This is a genomic window from Pseudomonas rustica (assembly GCF_049959085.1).
GTDB lineage: Bacteria > Pseudomonadota > Gammaproteobacteria > Pseudomonadales > Pseudomonadaceae > Aquipseudomonas > Aquipseudomonas rustica.
The window spans coordinates 4772243-4796329 of record NZ_CP188200.1; the positions used below are offsets into that span (position 1 = coordinate 4772243).

19 protein-coding genes and 1 rRNA gene are annotated in these 24087 nt (G+C 59.8%); 5 read left to right on the forward strand and 15 right to left on the reverse strand.

The genetic code is table 11. The annotated features are described in order from the left end of the window. Positions 1-11 precede the first annotated feature (11 nt). Positions 12-1361, reverse strand: coding sequence for a GntP family permease (locus ACP3TY_RS21800; RefSeq protein ID WP_159812847.1), 1350 nt, complete (start codon positions 1359-1361; stop codon positions 12-14). A 467-nt stretch (positions 1362-1828) separates the two neighbouring features. Here ACP3TY_RS21800 and ACP3TY_RS21805 point away from each other — a divergent pair, with 467 nt between their 5' ends. Continuing rightward, entirely contained in the window at positions 1829-1990 is a 162-nt protein-coding gene (locus ACP3TY_RS21805) for a hypothetical protein (protein ID WP_426618463.1), read from the forward strand. A gap of 10 nt (positions 1991-2000) precedes the next feature. On the opposite strand, the gene ACP3TY_RS21810 is transcribed toward ACP3TY_RS21805, so the two are convergent. From ACP3TY_RS21810 to ACP3TY_RS21825, 4 genes are all read right to left on the reverse strand, one after another. Beyond that, positions 2001-2618 (reverse strand): Fic/DOC family protein, encoded by a 618-nt coding sequence (locus ACP3TY_RS21810; protein ID WP_426618464.1) that lies wholly within the window; start codon positions 2616-2618, stop codon positions 2001-2003. Positions 2619-2757: 139 nt separating this feature from the next. Continuing rightward, entirely contained in the window at positions 2758-3651 is an 894-nt protein-coding gene (locus ACP3TY_RS21815) for an NAD-dependent epimerase/dehydratase family protein (RefSeq protein ID WP_426618465.1), read from the reverse strand. A 103-nt stretch (positions 3652-3754) separates the two neighbouring features. Beyond that, on the reverse strand, positions 3755-4666 hold the full coding sequence (locus ACP3TY_RS21820) for a LysR substrate-binding domain-containing protein (RefSeq protein ID WP_426618466.1): 912 nt from the start codon (positions 4664-4666) through the stop codon (positions 3755-3757). A gap of 120 nt (positions 4667-4786) precedes the next feature. Beyond that, entirely contained in the window at positions 4787-5377 is a 591-nt protein-coding gene (locus ACP3TY_RS21825) for an NAD(P)H-dependent oxidoreductase (RefSeq protein WP_053117939.1), read from the reverse strand. A gap of 185 nt (positions 5378-5562) precedes the next feature. On the opposite strand from ACP3TY_RS21825, the gene ACP3TY_RS21830 reads away from it, so the two are divergent. Continuing rightward, a complete protein-coding gene (locus tag ACP3TY_RS21830; RefSeq protein WP_426618467.1) occupies positions 5563-5877 on the forward strand; it encodes a putative quinol monooxygenase in 315 nt (104 codons plus the stop codon). Here ACP3TY_RS21830 and ACP3TY_RS21835 read toward each other — a convergent pair. After that, positions 5867-6631 carry a sulfite exporter TauE/SafE family protein gene (locus ACP3TY_RS21835; RefSeq protein ID WP_426618468.1) on the reverse strand — a complete coding sequence of 255 codons (765 nt, stop codon included), beginning with the start codon at positions 6629-6631 and terminating at the stop codon, positions 5867-5869. The genes ACP3TY_RS21830 and ACP3TY_RS21835 overlap by 11 nt on opposite strands. A gap of 212 nt (positions 6632-6843) precedes the next feature. On the opposite strand from ACP3TY_RS21835, the gene ACP3TY_RS21840 reads away from it, so the two are divergent. Together ACP3TY_RS21840 and ACP3TY_RS21845 are read left to right on the forward strand one after the other, a co-directional pair. Beyond that, positions 6844-7725 carry a LysR substrate-binding domain-containing protein gene (locus ACP3TY_RS21840; RefSeq protein ID WP_426618469.1) on the forward strand — a complete coding sequence of 294 codons (882 nt, stop codon included), beginning with the start codon at positions 6844-6846 and terminating at the stop codon, positions 7723-7725. A 147-nt stretch (positions 7726-7872) separates the two neighbouring features. Then, positions 7873-8223 (forward strand): cupin domain-containing protein, encoded by a 351-nt coding sequence (locus tag ACP3TY_RS21845; RefSeq protein ID WP_103303269.1) that lies wholly within the window; start codon positions 7873-7875, stop codon positions 8221-8223. A 335-nt stretch (positions 8224-8558) separates the two neighbouring features. On the opposite strand, the gene mmsB is transcribed toward ACP3TY_RS21845, so the two are convergent. After that, positions 8559-9446: a 3-hydroxyisobutyrate dehydrogenase gene (gene mmsB / locus ACP3TY_RS21850; protein ID WP_212544191.1), complete on the reverse strand. Its 888-nt coding sequence runs from the start codon at positions 9444-9446 to the stop codon at positions 8559-8561. A 9-nt stretch (positions 9447-9455) separates the two neighbouring features. After that, positions 9456-10982: a CoA-acylating methylmalonate-semialdehyde dehydrogenase gene (locus ACP3TY_RS21855; RefSeq protein WP_400648894.1), complete on the reverse strand. Its 1527-nt coding sequence runs from the start codon at positions 10980-10982 to the stop codon at positions 9456-9458. A 149-nt stretch (positions 10983-11131) separates the two neighbouring features. Between ACP3TY_RS21855 and ACP3TY_RS21860 the strand changes: the two genes are divergently transcribed. Next, a complete protein-coding gene (locus tag ACP3TY_RS21860; RefSeq protein WP_426618470.1) occupies positions 11132-12079 on the forward strand; it encodes a LysR family transcriptional regulator in 948 nt (315 codons plus the stop codon). Here the strand turns inward: ACP3TY_RS21860 and ACP3TY_RS21865 are convergent. From ACP3TY_RS21865 to rrf, 7 genes are all read right to left on the reverse strand, one after another. Further along, the gene (locus ACP3TY_RS21865) at positions 12076-12528 is read right to left on the reverse strand and encodes an OmpA family protein (protein ID WP_426620512.1); all 453 of its coding nucleotides are present in this window, start codon (positions 12526-12528) and stop codon (positions 12076-12078) included. The genes ACP3TY_RS21860 and ACP3TY_RS21865 overlap by 4 nt on opposite strands. Before the next feature lie 47 nt (positions 12529-12575). After that, the gene (locus tag ACP3TY_RS21870) at positions 12576-13844 is read right to left on the reverse strand and encodes a diguanylate cyclase domain-containing protein (protein WP_426618471.1); all 1269 of its coding nucleotides are present in this window, start codon (positions 13842-13844) and stop codon (positions 12576-12578) included. Then, a complete protein-coding gene (locus ACP3TY_RS21875; RefSeq protein ID WP_159812829.1) occupies positions 13841-14416 on the reverse strand; it encodes a YfiR family protein in 576 nt (191 codons plus the stop codon). Before ACP3TY_RS21875 ends, ACP3TY_RS21870 begins: the two co-directional genes overlap by 4 nt. 119 nt (positions 14417-14535) lie before the next feature. Continuing rightward, positions 14536-16644: an exodeoxyribonuclease V subunit alpha gene (gene recD / locus ACP3TY_RS21880; RefSeq protein ID WP_426618472.1), complete on the reverse strand. Its 2109-nt coding sequence runs from the start codon at positions 16642-16644 to the stop codon at positions 14536-14538. Beyond that, positions 16641-20330: an exodeoxyribonuclease V subunit beta gene (gene recB / locus ACP3TY_RS21885; RefSeq protein ID WP_426618473.1), complete on the reverse strand. Its 3690-nt coding sequence runs from the start codon at positions 20328-20330 to the stop codon at positions 16641-16643. Before recB ends, recD begins: the two co-directional genes overlap by 4 nt. Beyond that, positions 20327-23779, reverse strand: a complete 3453-nt coding sequence (gene recC, locus ACP3TY_RS21890; protein ID WP_426618474.1) for an exodeoxyribonuclease V subunit gamma — start codon at positions 23777-23779, stop codon at positions 20327-20329. Before recC ends, recB begins: the two co-directional genes overlap by 4 nt. A 154-nt stretch (positions 23780-23933) precedes the next feature. Further along, positions 23934-24049: ribosomal RNA gene (gene rrf / locus ACP3TY_RS21895) — 5S ribosomal RNA — on the reverse strand. Between the last annotated feature and the right edge of the window lie 38 nt (positions 24050-24087).

Below are 24087 nucleotides of genomic sequence, written 5' to 3' on the forward strand. Positions count from 1 at the left end.
GCTGGCTCCGGTTACAGCAGGTAAGAAAGACCGAGGGTCATTGCAAAAGCGACCACCGAAATCAGGGTCTCCAATACAGTCCAGGTCTTGAAAGTCTGGGCGACCGTCATGTTGAAGTATTCCTTGATCAACCAGAAGCCGCCGTCGTTGACGTGGGAAAAGATAACCGACCCGGCGCCGGTCGCCAGCACCAACAGCTCAGGGTGGGGATATCCCAGACCAATGGCCACCGGCGCGACCACGCCCGATGCGGTGGTCATGGCCACGGTCGCGGAGCCTGTGGCGATGCGCATCAGCGCTGCAAACAGCCAGCCCATGATCAGCGGCGACAGGTGAAATTCGTGAGCGAGGCCGACGATCTGATCGGTCACACCGGCATCCACCAGAATGCGGTTCAAACCGCCGCCAGCGCCGACCAGCAAAGTGATACTGGCCGTTGGCGCGAGGCATTCGTTGGTGAACTTGAGGATCGATTCACGGCTGAAACCCTGAGCGATACCCAGCGTCCAGAAACTCAGCAACGTCGCCAGCAACAGCGCGATCACCGAGTTGCCGATGAACAGCAGGAACTGGTTGAAACCGCTGCCCGGCGTGGAAATCAGGTTGGCCCAGCCACCGATCAGCATCAACACCACCGGCAACAGAATGGTCGCCATGGTGATGCCGAAACCCGGCAGTTTGTCGCGCGGTTCGCGATCGAGGAATTGTCTTTCCAGCGGGTTATCCGCCGGCAAATGAATGCGCGGCACGATGAATTTGGCGTACAGAGGGCCGGCAATGATTGCCGTCGGAATGCCGATGGCAATCGCGTAGAGCAAGGTCTGCCCGACCGACGCCTGATAGGCCTGCACCGCCAGCATCGCCGCCGGGTGCGGCGGCACCAGCGCGTGCACCACCGACAGACCGGCGACCATCGGCAAACCGACCATCAGAATCGACACACCCACACGGCGCGCCACGGTAAACGCAATCGGCACCAGCAAGACGAAACCGACCTCGAAGAACAGCGGCAAACCGACCAGAAACGCGATGCAGACCATCGCCCAGTGCGCGTTCTTCTCGCCGAATTTATCGATCAACGTGCGCGCCAACTGCTCGGCGCCGCCGGACTCGGCCATCATCTTGCCGAGCATCGTCCCCAGCGCCACCACCAGCGCAATATGTCCCAGCGTCTTGCCCACCCCGGCCTCATACGCCCCGACAACCCCGGAGGCCGGCATCCCGGCCACCAGCGCCAGGCCGATGGAAATCAAGGTAATGACAATGAACGGATTAAGCCGGTAACGGGCGATCAACACGATCAAAGCAATGATGGCAACGGCTGCATAAACCAGCAGCCAATAGCCGAAGTCAGGCGTCATGCGGTACTCCTCGAAAGGGTCACGTTCGAATGGGTTGTGAAACTCATAAATCATTTCGAGATCGAGATTTCAAACCGCATGAAAGTAATTTTCGTGGAGAGGTAAGAGATGTCGTAAATAGATATGTTTTGTCGCGATTAATGAAAATCCACCCAGCGAATTTTCATGTCCACACAAGACCTGTAGGAGCTGAGCTTGCTCGCGAAGACGATGTCACATCCAACATTTCTGTCGACTGACACAGCGCTTTCGCGAGCAAGCTTTGCTCCTACAGTTTGAGTGCATTCCTTCAGTCAAAATGCGGACACCTGTGGGAGCCAGCCTGCTGGCGATGGCGGTTGCAGATTCAACGTAGAGGCTGACTGAGTAATCGCTATCGCTGGCAAGCCGGCTCCCACGGGGCAGCGATGTTCTGAGGATTGAATCAGGCGCTATACTCGGGCAACGACACTTATGGAATAACTGCCATGACAACCACACACCGCACCAGAAAGAAGCTGACAGCCGAGGCGCTAATTCGCTCGATTGCCAGTTCGACAGCCATTGAAACCGGCCAGAGTGTTGAAGTGATCGAACTTAAGCTAAAGCTAAAATCCAGCAAGTTCCTGCACCTCGCCCTAGCGAAGTAAAGCCATCCACTCAAGTCCACAATGCCTGCCTCACCCAGTACTTCATGGGTTCGTAGTTGCAATTCAGACCTTGGTTGATGGCAGCAAAGTAAGCCTCTCTGTTTCGCTCCCAACTGCTGTAGTCCAACGGTACGTAGCCCGCCTGAACCGCCATGACATCCGCCAGCAATCGCGACAAGCGTCCATTACCCTCTCGAAACGGATGAATCAGGATGAACTCGACGTGCGTTACCGCAATAGCGTGAATCAGGTTCTCATCCAAATCCGGTTTGCACGGTGTGTACTTGGCAAGACAGTCCTTTTGAAAGCCATCGAGCAATCGAGGAATCTGCGCTGCAGCAGCGAAAAAGAAATCATCCTTGCCCAGGTTCACACTGCGAACATCACCAGCCCAAAGGTAGATGTTCCCCAGCCAATATCGATGCCAGTCCTTCAAATCCTGAACAGTTATTGAACGAGCGGGCAAATGCTCGATGATCACGGACTGATAAAGCTTTTCCAGCAGAATCAGCTCTGCGTCCTCCATGTCCTCAGAATCAGTTATTCCCAGCTTATTGCTCAACACTTGTTCATTCGAACCCGATTGAAAGCTGCCCTGCGCTCCCTCAGCGTCGTAACGATCAGTCATCCCTGTCCCTTCTGAACTCACAATGTTCAAGGCACCATAGATCCGGCATATCAGGAGAGCAAAACCTGAAACGAAAACGGCCACCCGAAGGCAGCCATTTAGAGGATTGATCGCCAAGCCCGCCGGGCTTTAACGCTGGTTAAACCATTTCGTTACGAATCCATTCAACCACTGACGTGCGCTTCGGCGTCCAGCCCAGTATTTCGCGTGCATGTTTGCCGCGCACACGACTGTTGGAACCGAGGCCATAGTTGGCCATTTCATAGCCCCATTCGGCTTCAGCGTCTTTCAATGGCCAGTCTTGCGGTTGGCCCAGGTTCAGCGCTGCGGCCATGGCGGAGGTCATGTCGATAAACGACGCTTCGCCGCTTTCAACAAAGTAGAAAGTGCCCGGAACGTTTTTGGTCAGCGCCAACAGGTAAAGGGCAACGACGTCTTCGATGTGCACGTTGGACCAGATGTTCTGGCCTGTGCCGACGTGGCGAACGACACCGCTTTTGCGCGCTTGTTTGAGCAATCGCGGCAACTGCACGCTGTCACGTTTGACGCCCAGGCTATGCCCGTAGATCAGCGTGTTGCAGATGACGGCGGAGTTCACGCCGTCCTTCGCCGCTGCGAGGATCAAGTTGTCGATGGCCACGCGTGCGGCTTTATCGACGGTCGGCTCCGGCAGATTGTCTTCGTAGTAGATGACGTCGCTGGACTTGCCGCCCGACGCATCGCCAACGATGCTCGAACCGCTGGTGTGCAGGAACACTTTGTTGGTACCGCGCAAAGCATCGAGCAACGCTTCCACCGCGCCGCGATGGTCGCTGCTGGCGGCGTTGATCACGGCGTCGGCGGCGCGGGCCTGTTCGGCGAGCAGTGCTTGGTCGTCGAGTGTGCCGATAACCGGGGTGATGCCGAGTGCTTTCAGCTCATCAGCTTGTTCAGCGCTGCGCACCAGGCCGGTGACGTTGTGCCCGGCCTGAACCAGACCGGTAGCGATCGAGCCGCCGATAAAACCGGCAGCGCCGGTGACGAATACGTTCATGGAGAAACTCCCTGCGTGAGTAAGTGATGGGACGAGTATCGGCCCGTGAGCCCGGGGGAAAAACCCGCTCCCGCCCAATTTACTCTTGCGCAGAGGTCACGAATCAGCCTTTGAAATCGGCGCTGGCGTAGGCGGCGAGTTTGCTCTGGATGAAGTCGAGGAAGCACTGAATGCGCAGCGCCAGTTGCGAGTTACGGTAGTACACCGCGTTGATCGGCTGGCGATAACCGCTGTTGAATTCACCGAGCAGGACTTTCAAACGGCCGGCGCGGATGTCGTCGATGGTCATGAAGTGCGACAGGCAAGCGATGCCCTGCCCTTCCAGCGCCAGATGCCGCACAGTCTCGCCGCTGGAGGCGCTGATCGCCGGGGTGATCGGCCAGCGATCGCCGTGCACATAGCGCAGCGGCCATTGGTTAAGGCCTTCGTTCTGAGTGAAGCCGAGCAAAATGTGTTCGCTCAGATCAGCGACTTGCTGCGGCGCGCCGTGCTTTTCCAGATACGCAGGACTGGCGACGATCAGCAGCGGACTGCAACCGAGCGAACGTGCGTGCAGCGTCGAATCGGCAAGGGTGCCGATGCGGATGGCGATGTCGGTGCTTTGTTCCAGCAGGTCAATGATCAGGTCATTGCTGTTCAGTTCTAGCTGAATGTCCGGGTAGAGCCGGCGGAATTCGTCGATGTAGGGGACGACGGCGTGGAGCATGAACGGCGACGCCGCGTTGATGCGCAAACGCCCGGACGGAGTTTGCTGGCGTGAGGACAGGCGTTCTTCGAGTTGATCCATCTGATCGAGAATCAGCTTGGCGTGCTCGAAAAAGTACTTGCCCTCCTCGGTCAGATCCATGCGCCGCGTGGTGCGGTTGATCAGCGTGGTGTCGAGTTTGGCTTCCAGCTTCGACAGCGTGCGGCTGACGGCCGACGGTGTTTGCCCGACCTGCTCCGCAGCGGCGGAGATGGAACCGCACTCGATCACGCAGACGAAAATCTGCAACTCATCGGATCTGGCTTTCACGGGTGTCCTCTTTGAGATCGCCAAGATCGCAACCTTCGGCAGCTCCTACATGTGAACTTTGTAGGAGCTGCCGCAGGCTGCGATCTTTTGCTGTTACCACCGATAGTAGCCCTAAACCACTCAAGCCTTAAGGCCAAACACCTCGGTCAGATGCTGCTCATAACGCGCCACATCACCTTCGATGTTCGGACGCTTCATCACATCCACACACAAAAACGTCGGCAACGCGGTCATGCCCAGAAACTCGTTGGCCTTGTGGAACGGGAAGTACACCGCATCAACACCTTTGGCCTCAAAGAAATCGGTCGGGTCATCGAAAGCTTGCTGCGGTGCGTTCCAGGTCAGCGACAGCATGTATTGCTTGCCCTGAATCAGACCGCCGCTGCCGTACTTCTGCGACGCATCGGAGCGGGTGCGGCCATCGCTGGCGTAGAGGCTGCCGTGGCCTTCGGTGAAGACTTCGTCGAGGTACTTTTTCACCGTCCACGGCGCGCCCATCCACCAGCCCGGCATCTGATAAATGATCACGTCGGCCCAGAGGAATTTCGCCACTTCTTCAGCGACGTCGTAGCCCTCATCGATGAAGGTGGTTTTGACATCACAACCGCCGCGATCCAGCACGCTCAGCGCGGCTTCGTGCAGGGTGGCGTTGTAACGACCATCAGAGTGGGCGAATTTTTTACCGCCATTCAGCAACAATACTTTTTTCATGAGAAAGCCTCGGCGCAGCCATTCCGGCTGGGTGGAGAAGGGAAACTGGAATGGCGGCAGGTTAACCATCTGCCTCGCGCGGAATAAGCCGTGATTGCGCAAAATTCTTTTGACCAAAAAGCACGAATCGAACACAGATTGTTGCCATAGCATGCTCGGCCATCTGTATTTGAGGAGTCGTTGTGATGAGTGAACGCCAGGGTTTTATCCTGCACGCCAAGACCCGCCCGGAAAAAGCCGAGGCCTTTGAAGCGCTGTTCCGCGCTTATGTTGAACCGAGCCGCGCCGAGCCCGGTTGCATCGAGTACCACATGCTGCGCGACAAGGAAGATCCGTCGCTGTTTCTCTTCTACGAGATCTGGGAGAGCCAGGCACACCTGGATGTGCACTCGAGTCTGCCGCACATGAAGGCGTTTTTCGCCGAGCGCATGGACTATCTGGAACGCGATTTCGACATTCGCGCCATCGACATGCTCAGCGCAGCCTCGGCTAACCGCTGATCAATAAGTGGGCGCCGAGCGCGCCCAGACCGATGAAGAAAACCCGTTTGAATAATACGGCGCTGATGCGTTGCCGCAGCCATTGGCCGAGCAACATGCCCAGCACGGCGGGGATCAGCGCCAGCAGCGAGGCGCTCAATTCACCGCCGCCGAGTGCGCCGCGCCAGAGCAAACCGCCGGCCAGCGCCAGAGTCGAAACGGTGAAGGACAGGCCGAGTGCTTGCACCAGTTCATCACGGTTCAAACCCAGTGCTTGCAGGTAGGGCACCGCCGGAATCACGAAGACGCCGGTGGCTGAAGTGATGACGCCGGTGATCACACCGCAGACCGGGCCGAGCCAGGGTTCGTGGCGGGGATTTACGCTCAGCGTCGGCAGGAACAATCCGCTCAGCGCATACAACAGCAACGCCGCGCCGAGCCCGCGTACCACCCAATGTCCCCCGGCCATGCCGATCCACAACGTGCCGATGCCGGTGCCGAGGAAGATCATCAACAGCATCGGCCAGAGGCGTTTGATCAGGCCTTTTAAATGCCCGCCGAATGCCAGTTGCCAGAGGTTGGTCAGGGTAGCCGGGATGATCAACAACGCGGCTGCCTGCGATGGCGCCATAGCCAGACCGAGCAGGCCCATGGCGACGGTGGGCAGGCCGAGACCGATGATGCCTTTGATCAGGCCGGCGAGGATGAAGGTGGCGATGACCAGCAGGGACAGGGTCAGGCCCAGGTATTGGTAGAAGTCTGTGAGTGTGTTCATGGCGGTACTGTGCGCCAGTCGAGGTTGGCTGAAAATCTGCCATATACTGAGGGTGCCTCTTCCAGAGCAAGAGGCTTAAATTTTTTTGAAGCTTCTGGCCTCATCGCGAGCAGGCTCACTCCTACATTAGATCGGTGGCGAACACAAAACCTGTAGGAGTGAGCCTGCTCGCGATGGGGCCGGCCTAAACACCACAAAAACCGGCTGCCGACATGCACTTCGACCTCACCGACCTGCGCCTCTACCTGCACATCCTCGACACCGGCAACATCACCGCCGGCGCCGCGCGCAGCCATTTATCCCTTGCCGCCGCCAGCGCCAGAATCCGCGCCATGGAAGCCTCGCTCGGCACCGACTTCCTCGAACGCGGTCGCCGTGGCGTCACCCCGACCCCCGCCGGCAAAGCCCTCGCCCATCACGCGCGCATCCTCCTGCAACAAGCCGAACGTATGCAGCAGGATCTCGCCGACTACGCCCAAGGCGTCAAAGGCCAGGTGCGGCTGCTGTGCAACACGACGGCGATCACTGAATACCTGCCGGAAGTGCTCGCCGATTTCCTGCGCAATCACCCCAATCTCGACATCGATTTGCAGGAACTGCCGAGTGCGCGCATCACCCACGCCTTGCGCGAAGGCGCGGCGGATCTCGGTATAGTCTCCGACGCCGTAGACACCCGCGACCTACAAACCCAACCCTTTCGCGATGATCCACTGGTACTGATTCTGCCCCTCGATCACCCGTTGTCTGACGCCGACGAGGTCAGTTTCAGCGATGCGTTGCACCACGATTTTGTAGGACTCAGCGCCAACAGCGCTTTGGCGATCTATCTCGAAGAACAGGCCCTGCACAGCGGCGCCCGCATGCAGGTGCGTATCCGCGCCGACGGTTTCGACGGCGTGATGCGTATGGTCAGCCGTGGCGCCGGGCTCGCCATCGTGCCACTGGCGGCCATCGAACGCGCGGCGCCACGCAGCTTCAAAAGCGTTGCGCTCAACGAACCGTGGGCGCGTCGCACCTTGATGCTCTGCGCCAAGGACTTCACCGCCCTGCCGGGTTACGCCAAAGCCCTGCTACACGCCTTGACTCTCCCCTAAGGGGCAGACTTCATCCAAACAGATTCAGCCGCTGGAAAAACTCTGAACGTGCGCGCGTTTCTGAGCAGCTCGATGTCGACCCCAGACAACTGGGCAGCGCCCGGGCGCTATACGGTGCGACTTCAATTCCTTCTGCCCGGAGCTCCCATGACCGCGACCGCCCCAATCACCGTTCTGCGCGACACCCACCCGCTGCCGGTACTCGATGCCTGCAAATGGGAAAAACTCGAGGGCGACCCGCACACCGTCAACCTCAACGCCTACACCAGCGAAGACGGCAGCAAGATCATGGGCACGTGGATCTGCACGCCGGGCAAGTGGCGCGTGGAATACGTGAAGTGGGAATACTGCCATTTCCAGGAAGGCTACTGCGTGATCACCCCGGACGGCATGGCGCCGATTCACTTGCGTGCTGGCGACATCTTTGTCATTGAGCCGGGGATGAAAGGTACGTGGGAAGTGGTTGAGACGGTGCGTAAGTATTTCGTGTTTGCCTGATAAAGCAAAAGATCGCAGCCTTCGGCAGCTCCTACAGAGATACGTTTCCTGTAGGAGCTGCCGCAGGCTGCGATCTTTTTTTGGCACAAAAAAGCCGGGAAATCACCCGACGTGATTTCCCGGCAACACCTACTGCAAATTTTTAAACACACCCCAATGATCCCTATGGAAATAGAGATTCCTGTGGCGAGGGGATTCATCCCCGCTCGGCTGCGCAGCAGTCGCAAAACCTGAGCACTCGGTTTACCTGACACACTGCAGGGGGCTGCTACGCACCCCAACGGGGATAAATCCCCTCGCCACAAAAAGCCCTTCCACCTCAAATTTTTGAACAGTTACTGCGGTTTCCGGTAGCTATTGATAATCGCCGAGAAATCTTTCCCGCCATCCCCACGCTGACTCATCGCCTGATACAACTGCTGCGCCACCGCGCCAAGCACCACCGGCTGATGTGCCTGACGCGCTGCTTCCGTCGCCAGGCCTAAATCCTTCAGCATTAATTCCGCACCAAACCCACCGGTGTACCCCCGCGAAGCCGGCGCCGTTTCAACAATCCCCGGCCACGGGTTGTACATCTCCGAACTCCAGCAACGTCCGGTCGAGCTGTTGATGATCCCGGCGAGCACCGACGTATCAATCCCCAACGCATCGCCCAGCGCCATCGCTTCACTGACGCCAACCATCGAAATCGCCAGCAGCAAGTTGTTGCAGATCTTGGCGATCTGCCCGGTGCCGACTTCACCGCAATGCACAATGTTGCGGCCCATCTGCGCCAGCACCGGTTGCAGGGTGGCGAACAGTTCTGGCGTGGCGCCGACCATAAAGGTCAACGTCCCGGCCGTCGCGCCGCCCGTACCGCCAGACACCGGCGCATCCGCCATGGCCACGCCTTGTTTGGCGGCAGCGGCAGCCACATCACGCGCCGTCTGCGGATCGATTGTGCTGCAATCCACCGCCGGCACGCCTTTGCCAATCCCGGCCAAAACGCCGTCCTCACCCAACCAGACACTGCGCACATGCACAGCCGCCGGCAGCATGGTGATCACCAGTTCTGCATCCTCGGCCGCCTCACGCGCCGAAGCGCGAATGCTGCCGCCGAGTTGTTCCAGTTCCGCCAACACGGTTTTGTTGAGGTCGACCAGGTTCAGCGAATGGCCAGCCTTGATCAGGTTGCGCGCCATCGGCGCGCCCATGTTGCCCAGCCCGATAAATGCGATTTTCATGGCCGATCCTCAGCGCAGATTGATGGTGGTGTTCACGCCGTCGTTGACGCTGTCGTCGTCGAACCAGCGCGCCGTGACCGTTTTGGTCTGCGTGTAGAACTGCACCACTTGCTTGCCGTACGGGCCGAGGTCGCCGAGTTTCGAACCGCGCGAACCGGTGAAGCTGAAAAACGGCACTGGCACCGGAATCGGGATGTTGATGCCGACCTGGCCGACGTCGATTTCCGTCTGGAATTTACGCGCCGCTGCGCCGCTCTGGGTGAACAGGCCAGTGCCGTTACCGAACGGGTTGGCATTGACCAGCGCGATGGCTTGATCAAGGGTGTCGACTTCCAGCACCACCAGCACCGGGCCGAAGATTTCCTGGGTGTAGATCTGCATGTCGGTGGTCACGCCCGAGAACAGGGTCGGGCCGACAAAGTTGCCTTGCTCGTAACCCGGCACCTTGATGTCGCGGCCGTCCAGTTCCAGCTTGGCGCCTTCCTTGATGCCGCTTTCGATCAGGTCGAGAATTCGTGCCTTGGCTTTTTTCGAGATCACCGGGCCAACGTCGGTGCCCGGCTCGCTGCCGGCATTGACGGTGAGTTTCTGCGCCAGCGCTTTCAGATCCGGCAACCATTGTTTCGCCGCACCAACCAGCACCACCACCGAAGTGGCCATGCAACGTTGCCCGGCCGCACCGAAACCGGCGCCGACCAAGGCATTCAGCGCTTGCTCGCGATTGGCGTCGGCCAGCACCACAGCGTGGTTTTTCGCGCCCATCATCGATTGCACGCGCTTGCCGTGCTTACCGGCCAAATCGTAAACGTGAGTGCCAACGGCGGTCGAACCGACGAAGGACACCGCTTTGATGTCCTTGTGCGTGCACAGGCCATCGACCACGTCTTTACCGCCATGAACCACATTCAACACGCCCGCCGGAACGCCCGCCTCGACGGCCAACTCAACCAGCAACATCGTCGACAGCGGATCCTGCTCCGAAGGCTTCAACACAAACGTATTGCCGCAAGCGATGGCCATCGGGAACATCCACAGCGGAATCATCGCCGGGAAGTTGAACGGCGTGATGCCGGCGCAAACGCCGATTGGCTGGCGCAAGGTGTAGGTATCAACACCGCCCGCAACGTTTTCAGCGAATTCGCCCATTTGCAGGGTGCCAATGGAGCAAGCGTGCTCAACTACTTCCAGGCCACGGAAAATATCGCCCTCGGCGTCGGCAATGGTTTTGCCCTGCTCGGCGCTGAGCACCACGGCGATGCGTTTGGAGTGTTCGCGGATCAGCGCTTGCAGCTTGAGCATGATGCGCATCCGCGCGCCGATCGGAGTCAGTTTCCAGGTCTGGAAGGCACGCTGTGCGGCGCTGACAGCGGCATCGACTTCAGCGGCGGTGGCGAACGGGACTCTGGCCAGTACTTGTTGAGTGGCCGGGTTGACGATGTCGTGCCATTCGGTGGTCTGCGATTCGACCCATTCGCCGTCGATCAGCAGCTTGACCTTCTGCAGCGTGGTTTCGTTGGGCGTAAGCGATGCGTTCATGCTGGTCTCCGAAACTTGTTTTTATCGTAGGAGCCAAGGCGAAGGGTTCGCCTTGAGATGAGGCGTGTGTCACGAATTGGTTGTCGGACTGTTTTTGGAGTATAGATGTGCAAACTTCTAATAAGAACGCACATATAAGCCCGTCCATCATGCAAAAAAACATCACCTCTCTAGGCTCGCTGAACTGGGACGACCTCAAGTTTTTCCTCGAAGTCGCCCGCACCCGCAAGGCCAGCACTGCCGCCAAACGGCTCGCCGTCGACTACACCACGGTGTCGCGACGGATCAGTTCGCTGGAAGCGGCGCTCGGCACGCTGCTGTTTGAAAAGTCGCGCACCAGCGGTTTCGTCCTGACCGCCGAAGGCCAGCGTTTGCTCGGTTATGCCGAGTCGATTGAAAGCACGTTGCACATGGCTTGCGAGCAGGTTTCAGGCTCCGGCGTCGCCTTGTCCGGCCACGTGCGCATGGGCTGCACCGAAGGCTTCGGCAGTTTTTTCATCACCCCGCAACTGAGCCATTTCGTCGACGCCTACCCGGCGATCTCGGTGGACATCCTGCCGCTGCCGCACTTCATCAGCCTGTCCAAACGCGAGGCCGACATCGTCATCGCCCTCGAACGCCCGGAACACGGGCTGTACGTCTGCTGCAAACTCTGCGACTACCGTTTGCAGCTCTACGCAACCCAGGACTATCTGGACAAACACCCACCGATCCGCCGCCCGGCAGATTTGGGCAAGCATCAATTCATCAGTTATGTGGACGATCTGGCGTTCAGCTCGGAGCTGCTCTACCTGGCCAACGTGCTGCCCGGTGCCCACGCGAATTTACGCAGTACCAGCGTGATCGCGCAATTCGTCGCAGCGCAGCAAGGCCGCTCACTGGCGATTCTGCCGTGCTTCCTCGCCGCGCAGGATCCGCGCTTGCTGCCGGTGCTGCCGGAGGAAATCAACATCACCCGGCAGTTCTGGATGTACTGCCGGGAGGATTTGAGGAAGTTGAAGCGGATTACTTTGTTGTGGGATTACATTCGCGAGGTGACTGAACAGAATCAGGGTCTGTTGATGGGCGAGACCCGCGAGATGCAGTTCGCCGATTAGTCGGCGCTGACCACGATCGACACCCGGCGGTTTTCCGTGCGGCCGGCGGCGGTGCTGTTGGAAGCCACCGGGTCTTTGCTGCCCAGGCCTTGCAGCTGGATGTTCTCTTGCTTCATGCCGACGGTGCTGAGCACGGCGGCCACACTTTTCGCGCGGCGCAGCGACAGTTGCTGGTTGTAGGTTTCTTTGCCCGATGCATCGGTGTGGCCATCGACTCGCACGCGTTCAATGCCGACACCGAGCAAGGCTTTGCCGATGCGCTCGACGATTTCGGTGCTTTGATTGTTCAGGCTTTCGACGTCGCTGCCAAACAGCACTTTGCCCGACAGGCCAAATTCCCAGCCCTCATCGGTCAGCTCGAAACCTTGTTGTTTGAGCACGGCGACTTGCGCCGGGGTCAGGCCTTTTTGCGGCGCGGTCTGGCAACCGGTCAGGGCCAATACGGCCATCAACAGCACGGCGGAGAACAATCGAAATGGAAGTTTGAACACGGGAATCAGCTCCTGGTTTGAACGGGATCGACCGGGTGCTCCGACCCGGCCGTGAATTGCGCGCCACGGGAGAGGCGCTTGGCTTGATACATCGCCGCGTCGGCAGCGTTGAGCAGGGCGCCGGGGGTGGCGCCATGATCAGGGAAAACCGCGATGCCGATACTGAGCGACGTCACGACACTGGTGTCGCCGGGCAACGTGATGGGCGTGTCCATGCTGGCGAGAATTTTGTCGGCAATGCGTTCGGCATCTTCGATCTTGTGCAACGGCGTGAGCAGCACGGCGAACTCGTCACCGCCCAATCGCGCGACCAGATCTTCTTCACGCAACTGTGCGCGGACACGATTGGCAATCGCCACCAGCACTGCGTCGCCGGCGGCATGGCCGAAATTGTCATTGATGCCTTTGAAACGGTCGCTGTCGAGAAACAGCACCGCCACGCGCTCGTTGAGCTTGCTGGCGTTACGCAGGGCACGCATCAAGCGGCCTTCAAAAAAGGCGCGGTTCGGCAGACCGGTAAGGCTGTCGTGACTGGCCTGGTGCGCGAGGGTTTCGTTTTCGCTTTGCAGGTTGCTCTGCCAGGATTCGAGTTCGTCGAGCAGGGCATTGAAGTCGTTGCCGAGGTTGTCCAGTTCGGCGATTTGCGCCGGTGGCACGCGGCGATCCAGCGCCCGTTCGCTGCGCGCGGCGTGGGCCACGGTGGCGAGGCTGCGCAGCGGGCCGATGATTTCACGCAGTTGCCGACGGGCCAGATAGATCGCCACAAAGGCGCTGATCGCGGTGCAAAGAATGATCCCCGCCAGACCGCTCAGCAGAAAGCGCATGAGGCTGCCGCCGTGTCCGGTGAGCAGGATGCGGCCGATTTCATGCTCTTGATGCACGATCGGCAGGCTGATCGGTTTTTCCAGAAGGGCGCGGGTGATCTGCATTTCCAGATCGGAGAACAGGCCGTTTTCCGCGCGATGCCAGCGCGCCAGCAATTTTCCCTGAGCGTCCAGTACTTGCGCGTCGGCGACTTCTTCGGTCGAGGCGATCATTTCCAGCGCTTCCGTCGCCGCCGCTTTGTCGTTGAACACCACCGCGGCTTCGACGGTGTAGCTGATCGAACGGGCGATCAGATGCAGATTGTGGTCGGCATAAACCCGCAGCGCCAAAACACCGAGCAGCGTCAGCGAGACACTGGCCATCGCTACCGCCAGTAATGCCACGGTTAAATGTCCACGGCCCAGTACCGAGCCCAACGTGGAGCGCTTATTCGATCTGAACAATTTCATGGGGCCGCCGATTTACGGCGCGACAACTGCAGCACGCTCGGGTGAATGCGCACGCCACTGCGGGCAACGGAGTCGAGATTGACTTCAAAGGACACCTGCTCGTCGCCGACGCGCAGGCAGAACAGACTGCCGACCGTGCATTGGTCGTCGGCTTCGCTGATGCTAAGCACCGGGTGTCCGATCAATGCGGCGAACAGGCGACTGCGCTCATCGGCGGTGAGCTTGCCGATGTACACGGCATTGCATTCGCTGACGATGGCCGGGTTATCGGCCAGCAAGCGGCGCACGACAACCGGTCGGCCGGTGGCTTGAGTGGTGCCTTTGACCAGGTCGTCGGTGTATTCGGTAGGGCCGACGATGCACAGACGCAATTGCGCAGGCTCTACCGGCCAGCGAGCATAACTGAGGATGCCCAGCACGACTTGGGTGACAGATTTGGCGCGTTGTTCGGCCATGCCCGTCGGCGCTTGCGGTTGTGCGACGGCCACGCTCGTCAACAACCAGAGCAGGCCGACAAGCAACGCGTGCTTGCAGCCAACCACGCGCTCTGCCGCCCAGACAGACACCTTCATGCAGGGATTCTCTTGGATCTTACCGAAATGATGCCGCAACGATAGCACAGCGGCGAATGGCCAGCGAGGCAGCGACCTCTGACTGGTCGGTCAGAAACCGCTGGCCGTCATCGCGATTATCATTCAGGAGACTGGGCGCCCTCCTCCAGTTCCAGCATCAGTCCGCTGAGGCGTTTGACCTTGCGTTGTACGGCCTCTTCAAATACCCCGGCACGCGGCTCGATCAGGGTGAACCAGTGCTTGGCGCGGGTGATTCCGGTGTAGATCAACTCCTTGGTCAGCACCGGATTCAAGGCATCCGGCAGGATCAACGCGGTGTGGGCGAACTCAGAGCCCTGAGATTTGTGTACGGTCATGGCGTACACGGTTTCTACATCGTTGAGTCGGCTCGGCAGGACGAAACGCACGCCGCCCTGACCGTCATTGCGCGGAAACGCCACGCGCAGCACCGGTTTGCCGGCGTCGGGCCCTTCACGTTCCGGCAGTTTGAGGGCGATGCCGATGTCGCCGTTCATCAAGCCCAGGCCGTAATCGTTGCGGGTCATCAGCACCGGCCGACCTTCGTACCATTGCTGGTCGTGCTCGATCAGCCGGGCCTTGAGCAACGCCGCGGTGATGCGCTGGTTCAAACCTTCAACGCCCCACGGGCCCTTGCGTACCGCGCACAACAACTGGAAGGTGTCGAACGCCTGCAAGACGTCGCGGGCCCAGAGAATCCAGTCCGGATGTTCCAGCGGTTTGCCAGATGCAGGGCGTTGATTGCGCAGCACGCTCAGGTAATGCCGATACCCCTGCGGGCCCTCGCCATGACCGTCGAGCAGCAGCCGCTCGAGTTTGTGATCGTGCTCGCCCTTGAGCGGCAGCGAAAACACATCGTCATAGTGCCCCGCCGCGAGCAATTGCCGCGCCTCTTCCGGAAGCTGCTGATTGACTCGCCGCGCCAGTTGGCCGATGCCGCTGCCCTCACCGAAACGCCGCGAGTGGCGCAGCATCACCACTTGTTGAGCCAACGGATGCGAGCCGTCGGAATCCTCATGCAGACCGCTGTCCAGCAAAGACTCACCGCTGACCGACTCCAGCCACTGCCGGGTTTGCCGGTTGTACCAACCACCCTCGGCATCGCGGCACAGATCACCCAGCACCGCACCAGCCTCAACGGACGCCAACTGATCCTTGTCGCCGAGCAACACCAGTCGCGCATGGGCCGGCAAGGCGTCGAGCAGATTGGCCATCATTTCCAGGTCGATCATCGAGGCTTCGTCGACCACCAGCACATCCAGCGGTAGACGATTACCGGCGTGATGGCGGAAATGTCGGGTGCCCGGACGACTGCCGAGCAAACGGTGGACGGTAGTCACGTCGCAAGGGATTTTCGCCCGCACATCTTCGCTGACTTTCAGCGATTGCACTTGCTGGCTGATCGACTCGGTCAAGCGTGCGGCAGCTTTACCGGTGGGCGCTGCCAGGCGAATGCGCAACGGATGGCCGGCCTCCACCGCCGGCGCCTGCAGCAATGCCAGCAAACGCACGACAGTGGTGGTTTTGCCGGTGCCGGGGCCGCCGGTGACGATGCTGAAGGCACCGCGCGTGGCGAGCGCACAAGCGAGCTTTTGCCAGTCGATGACCTCGCCGGACTTGGCTGAACCGAACAGCTCATTGAGTCGCTGCGGCAGATCGGCCGGCGTCGTTTCGGATTGGGCGAGACGCTGGCGCAACGCGGAATCGATACGCCGCTCGTAAGCCCAGTAGCGCCGCAAGTACAGACGCTTCGAGGACAACACCAGCGGGCGTTGCTGAGCTTCTTCACTGGTATCGGCAGCCAGAGCGACCAGAGCGCTGCCCGCAAGAGCCTTGCACCAATGAGCACCGTCGAGCGCCTCAAGCAATTGCGAAGGCAGCAACAAGACGCCACCCTGCACATCGCCTTCGGGCGGCAATGACAGCGCAAAGTCCGGCGCTTTGAGGGTTTCAAACAGATCCAGACAAACGTGACCATGGCCGAGTTGATGGCTGGTCAGCGCCGCCGCGAGCAACACCAGCGGATCGGTGTCCGGTTCGAGCTCATGCAGAAACGCCACGAATGCCTTGTCCAGTGCACGCAGCCAGCCGCGCTCGACCCAGCGGGTAAGCAAGAGCAACAAGTCTTCGGCACGGGTCAGCGGCGAAAGTCTCGACAGGCTGTCGGCGGCCAAAGGCGTCGGCAGCAGATCGGCGAAGGTGCGGCTCATAGCAAGACTCCCTGTTCCCACGCGGGTTCGGCCTTGGGCTCGGGTTTGCCCTGAAACAGCCGATCCAGACGTTCGATCAATTCACGGGGTGGCCGGGCGAAGTACACCCCGCGACTGTCTGCGCGGGTGCCACGCAGGAAAAGATAAAGCGCACCACCGACATGCCGGTCGTAGTCATAGTCGGGCAACCGCGCCTTGAGCTGACGGTGCAAGGCCAACAGGTACAAGACGTATTGCAGGTCGTAACGGTTGTCGAGAATCGACTGTTCCATGGCTTGCTCGGTGTAGGCGAAATCATCGACGCCCAGCCAGTTGGATTTGTAGTCGGCCACGTAGTAACGGCCATCGTGTTCGAAGGTCAGGTCGATAAAGCCCTTGAACATGCCGTTGAGCTGCACCGGTTCGGCAGCCACCCGCGCCACGCCGTTGTGGGTGTGCTGACGTACCAGCTCATCGAGTTTGAGCACATCGACTTTATGGCTGGCGAACCAGAATTCCATCTCGACGCGATACTGCGTTAACTGCTCAAGCACCACCGGCGGTTGCCCGGCGCCGATCGGCAGCGGCGATTTGAGGAGGTGTTGCAACCAGTCGCTCAACGTGGTGATCCAGCCTTCCCAGCCGCGCAGGTTGCAACGCCGGCCGATCGCGTCTTCCACGGCTTTGGGCGTGACGGCGAAACCGTCATCCCCTGCCCACTCCAGCAAACCGTGAAGGAATGTCCCGGGGTTGGGGCCACGCGGGAAGCGATGGATATCGGCACCGCCAGCGATGATTTCGCGTGGTGCATCCGGATCGAGGCGTTCGTCATCGAAGAGCTTTTGCGCCTGCGGACTGTCCGGCGCCTCATCGCTGCCGACGCTCAAAACGTCGCTGATGCGCAGCGCACTGTACGAGGCGATCCACCAGTTCTCGCTGGCCTTGCGCTTGGGCACAAGCGTGGCGCTGAGAACCGCTTCGTTGCGCGCAGGTTCGTAATGTTCGGTGCTGGCCGGTGGCATTTCACCGACACTGATTGCCGGGCAGTCCTGCTGCAAATCTCGCAGCCAGCTATTCAAACCGCTGGACTCACCTAACGACGCACCACCGCCCAACAGATAACCCAGAGCCGACAGGTGCAGCACCGAACTGTTGTTATTGCCGCGTTTGAGATCGGTCACGCCCAACCAGCAGGCGTGTTGCGCACGTGTCAGCGCTACGTAGAGCAAACGCAGGTCTTCAGCCAGACGTTCGTCATCGGCCAACGCAATCAGCTCGGGCGTCGGTTTCAGACTCAATTGAGCGTTGCCTGTCGCGTCGTGGTAATGCAGCGGCAAGCGGCTACCGTCGACCGGTTTAGCCGAGCAGATGAACGGCAGGAACACCAACGGATATTCCAGGCCTTTCGATTTGTGGATGGTCACCACTTTGACCAATTGCTCATCACTTTCGAGGCGCAGAATCTGTTCTTCGCCAGCCTGCCCGGACAAGGCCAGCAGCTCGGCCAGATGCCGGATCAGCGCTTGTTCGCCGTCGAGTTCAGCAGCGGCTTGCTGCATCAATTCGGACAAGTGCAGCAGGTTGGTCAGCACGCGCTCGCCATCACTGCGGGCAATCAATGTCTGTGGCAAATGGAAGTCATGCAGCAGACGCCGCAGCATCGGCAGCACGCCCTGTTTGCGCCACAACTCGCGATAGCCACGGAACTGCATGACGCGGGATTCCCACACCAGTTCGTCCTGATTCAAACGCTCCAGTTCGGCCAGCGGCAGGTTCAGCGTGATGCAGGCCAGCGCGGCTTTCAGAGAACGTTCAACGTCAGGCTCGGCGCAGGCCTTGAGCCAGGACAGCAAGTCTCGGGCCTCCTGCGCGGCAAACACGGAATCCTTGTCGGACAGATAAACGCTGCGCACGCCACGAGCGGCCAGCTCACCGCGTACGGCCTGCGCCTCTTTACCGTCACGAACCAGAATCGCGATGTCGGAAGGTCGCAGGCCTTTGAAGTCTTTGCCCTCCCGCACAAATCCAGCATTGCCGGTTTGCCCGCCATTGAGCAACGCGGTGATTTCACTGGCGCAGGCGGCAGCCAGTTGTTGGCGATACACCGCGCCGGCCAACGGCTGATCGCTGGACAACTGCCAGACGTTCAGCGCCGCGACTTCCTGCCCGGCAATTTGCAGGTGTTCTTTGCGGCCCTGTGAGTCGACGGGTTGAAACGGTACCGGGTTCTCGCCACTTTTCTCGCGGAACAAAAACGCGCCGCGTCCCAGCTCGCGGGACTCGGCGCGTTCGAATACGTGATTGACCGCTTTCACCATGCCGTGGCTGGAACGGAAGTTGGTGCCCAGGGTATGCAAGCGGCCGGTCGTAGCCTTGCGCGCGCGCAGATAGGTATAGATGTCCGCACCACGGAAGGCGTAGATCGCCTGCTTGGGATCGCCGATCAGAAACAGCCCGGTGTCAGGACTGTTTTCCTCGATGCGATAGATGCTTTCGAAGATCCGGTACTGCACCGGATCGGTGTCCTGGAATTCGTCGATCAGCGCTACCGGGAACTGCTCGCGAATCAGCGTTGCGAGACGCTCGCCACCTTCTGATTGCAGCGCGGCATCGAGGCGCAGCAGCATGTCGTCGAAGCCCATTTCGGCGCGGCGACGTTTCTCTTCTTCAAAGCGCGCACCCACCCATTTCGCGGCGTGCTGCAGGACGGCGGCGTCTGGCGTGGGCAAGCCATCCAGACTCGACTTGAGTGCGGGCATGGCATCCAGCCCCGGATGACTCGGTGCCTGACCTTTCCACGCTTCGGCCATGCCGTCGGGGGTCAGTCGGGTGAAGCCGGTGCCGATATCCAGTTGCTCCATGGATTCATCTTCGGCCCAGCTTTTGAGCTTCTCGAACCAAGGTTCAAAGTAGCGCGCCTGCATCTTGCGACCGTCGACGGTTTTGCTGGCAACGCCTTGATGACAGATGGCGAGCAACTCATCGGCCCACTGCCGCCACGGCATTTTCAGCTCGACCAATGCTGCGCGACGCTCCAGCAAGCATTCCTCGATCAGCTCGGCAGGGGCCTTGCCTTCGTCCCTGTCGCGCTCGCTGGCGAACAGTCCACGGACACGCGGCAACAGCGCTGCCGGCCCACCCCAATTGTTGCGAACCCAGTTCAGCGCATCGCCCTGCATCGGGTAGCAGAACAGCCGCCAGTAATCGCGCAGTACTTCGCCGAGCAGATCGCTGTGATCGGTTTCCAGCGATTGAGTAAACAGGCTGCCGCTGTCGAATGCGTGCTCGCGCAGCATGCGCTGGCACCAACTGTGAATCGTCGAAACGGCGGCTTCATCCATCCACTGTGCGGCGATGTCGAGACGATTGGCGCAGCCGGGCCATTGTTGTGGCTCGAACTGTTCGCGCAGTTCGGCGATGAGCGCGTCGGGCGCAGGCGTCTCGTCGCGGAAGAATCGCGCAGCTTCGGCCAGACGCGTGCGGATCCGTTCGCGCAGTTCTTTGGTCGCTGCGTCCGTGAAGGTCACCACGAGAATTTGTGGTGGCAGCAGGTCGCGACCGAAGCCATTGACGTCGCCGCCATGACCTAGGATCAGCCGCAGATAGAGTGCAGAAATGGTGAACGTCTTGCCGGTGCCGGCGCTGGCTTCGATCAGTTGGCTGCCGTGCAGCGGGAAGGCCAGTGCCAGTGGAGTTTTGCTGCTCATGCGCGCGCTCCTTCACTGGACAATGAACGCCAAGGCGCTTCCAGCAGTGGCCGATAGAGCGCGTGGCACCAACCGGAGAATGTTTCATCGGCGAGCAAGGCATCGAAGTCGGCAAATTGTCGAGACAACGCCGGGCTTTCACGGCGCTCACCTTCACTGGTCTGGCCGTCACCTTCATAGGCTTTGCGCGCGGCGGCTTCGGCCTTGAGTGGGTCGGTCTGGGACAGCCAGGCGAACGCCGTTTTTACTGCAATCGGCAGTGGTTGGCGCATGCCGGTCTGCCAGGCGAGCAGCAGATCGCTGAGGATGCGAACCGCGCGGTCTTTTTCCATGGGCTCCAGCAGCAGTGAATCGTCACTCGCCACCAACGCAGTGGTTAACGACAGTCCGCTGGCACAGGCCACCAGATGGTTGACCCACGGTTTGGTCAGCCGATGCCATTTGCGGCTTTTGATCGAGCCGATACTGTTGGGAATGGTTGTGACCGACAACACGCCACCATCGGCGCGCTCGTGCAAACCCGAGAGCCAGCCTTCAAGGCGCAAGCCCTGCAATTCAAGGCTGATCGGAATTGCGCTGGTCAGCGGGGTCGGCCACAACGTCAGCAGTTGTTGGTAGCGTTGCAGCAAGTCCGGCAGCGGCTCGATCAGCTCGCGTTGCAGGCATTCGCCAAAACCGGCCATGGGCAGCAACCCACTGTTTTGCAGGCGACGGGCCTGAGATTCGAGGGCCTGATCGATATTGTCCGGCTGCCTCATTGCGGCTTCGAGCAGACGGTCGCTGAGCGTGTAGCGCTGCAAAGCGTCGAGCACGAACGGCTCTTCGTCCGCGAGCGGCGCCTCGGCGGCTTCGAAATAGACCTTGAGGCGCTGGGTAAAAAAGTGTCGAACCGGGTTGCGCAGGAAGTCCTGTAACAGGGCGAGGGTCAACGGTTCCTCTTGGACATAGGGCGCAAGCAGTTCCACAGCGGTTTGAGATCCGTGCTGTTGGTGCAGCACCTGCCATTCGCTGGCATAGCTGAAGAGCTGATCGCCCTCATGAAAATAGCGCGCACTGAACGGTTGCAACGGATGCTCCTCGGTCATGGCGCTCAAAATATCCTGGGTCTCGTCGAGCAATCGCCAGCCGCTGGCGAGGTGATCGCGTAACTGGCCGATCAGCACCGAAGCAGGCCGCTCGCTGTTGTCGCGAATGCTGCGGCCGACCCAACTGATGTAGAGCTGATTGCGCGCGGACAGCAATGCTTCGAGCAACAGATAACGGTCATCCTCACGCCGCGAACGGTCGCCGGGACGGTAATCGCTGCCCATCAAATCGAAGTCGAGCGGCGGTTGTGCACGCGGATAATCGCCATCGTTCATCCCCAGCAGGCAGACCAGTTTGAACGGGATCGCACGCATGGGCATCAGCGTGCAAAAGTTCACCGCGCCGGCGAGGAAACGCTGCGATAAACGCCCCTGATCCAGACCGGCGAGCCAGGCTTCACGGACGACAGTCAGCGGTAACTGATCGTCGAGACCGACGGCCTCGCAAGTCTCCAGCCAGGTTTCGCGAAGCTCTTCGAGTTGGGTGAGCAAATAGTCGTCATGCTCGTTGCTGGCTTTGAAGAACAATTGCATCAGCGCCTGCAACCGGTAGCCCCACTCTTTGGGTTGAGCCGGTTGCATCAATTCCTGATGAGCGAGCTCCAAGGCATCGAGCAGTGCCACCAGTGGCCCGATCAACGCGGCGTCCAGTCCGCCGATTTCATCGTAGGGTTCGATACCGGCGCAGGCATTCGCACTGCCGACGGCGTAACCCAGCAGCATCCGGCGCAGGCCGAAGTGCCAGCTGTTCTGCTCCAGCTCATCCGGCAAACCGAGGCCTGCGCGTTGTTCGGCGCTCATGCCCCAACGCACACCGGCGCCTTCGATCCAGCGATGCAGCGTCGGCAGGTCGCGCTCTTCCACACCGAAACGAGCGCGCAGTGCAGGAACGTCGAGCAGGTCGAGGATTTCGCTGACGGGGAAGCGGCTGTCTGGCAGCTTTAGCAGGTGCTCGACTGCAATCAGCAAGGGGTCACGGCCGCGTTGGCCCTGATCCGCCAAGGTGAATGGGATAAATCGCGGATCATGGCGATCAAGCTGGCCGAATACGGCACGGATGTGGGGCGCGTAGCTGTCGATGTCCGGCACCATCACGATTACATCACGGGGACGCAGATCGGGATTGGCACTGAAGCGTGCGAGGAGTTGGTCGTGAAGGATTTCCACTTCACGCTGAGCGCTGTGAGCAATGTGAAAACGGATCGAATGGTCTTGTGTCAGATCGACAGCTGGCCAGAGCTCGCGTGTCTCGTTGAGCGGGCGCAGTTCGAGGATGTCGTTCTGAAGTTGGTTGAGCAGGTTCTCGGGTTGAGTATCGCTGAACAGGTCGATGCGACCGTCTCGGAAAGCCGCGCGATAACTGTTGGGATCGTCGTAGCTGTCGAGCAGGTTGATGTAGTCGCGGCCCTGCTTGCCCCATGCAGCTAGCAGCGGATGGGCGTGTTGGTGCAATGCGTCCGGATCGAGTACGACGGGCATACCGCTCTTGCGTGCCTGGCGTTTGTACTGGTGTCGCAGCAGATCCTTATCGGCAACGATATCGGCCCAATGGTGGCGACATGGATTGTGCACACAGAGCAGAACCTGACTGAAACGTGCGAGCCCGGCCAAAGCTTCGAGCACCTGAGCCGGCAGGGAAGAAATCCCGAAAACGATCACTCGTGAGGGCAGGCCGGCGGGTGCCTCTTTGAGGGTGTTGATGCGCTCGATAAATCGTTGATGAACACCGGCGCGACTTTGCGCCATGCCTTGTTCACCTACATCCTCCAGCAGCGCACGCCACAGTTCAGCCTGCCAGCAGCTCGCGGGCGCCAGTGGCTTTATTTCACCTCGGACATTTCGGATTTGGTGCAGCCCTTCGGCCCAATCTTCGAGCCAGTCGGCCCGATAGACCTGGTACTGGTCAAAGAGATCCGCCAGTCGCTCGGACAACTGGTAACGCTTACGCAAGTCAGTGTCGTGAGTGAGGAAGCGCTGCAACGGCTCGAAATGCGGGCGCTCGATCACTTGAGGTAGCAAGCGCATCAGGCGCCAGGTCAGCGGGGCTTTATCGAGCAGGGATTTCGGTGGGATTTCATCACGGCCCAACACCATCCGGTACAGCTGCCACATGAAGCTGCCGGGCAGCTGCACATCGATAGCAGCTGCAATACCGCAGCCACCGAGGTCGTCTTCTTCAGGGTCTTCAGCCAAGGCCAATTTGAGCCACTGGGCGATGCCGTTGCTTTGTACGAGGGCAATTTCGTTTTCCAAGGGCGCCAGTGGATAGCGCCGCATTATGCTGATCACCAGGCTGCGCAGTTCGTCCAGGCTATTGCTCTGAACCACCATGAATGCAGCGTTGAGGGACTGGGCGCCCGGCATAAAGGATTCCTTGGAAAAGTGCGAAAGCCAGGGCAGAACCTTAGCATTGTCAGCAGGTTGTGACAGCCGGACGACGCCGTTGAATGATGTAGGAACTTTCCTGCGGGCAAAACAAAACCCCAACTGCTTTCGCAATTGGGGTTTCGGAATTTAATCTTGACGATGACCTACTCTCACATGGGGAAACCCCACACTACCATCGGCGATGCATCGTTTCACTGCTGAGTTCGGGATGGGATCAGGTGGTTCCAACGCTCTATGGTCGTCAAGAAATTCGGGTACTGAGTCGTGGCCAGATGGCCTCGCTT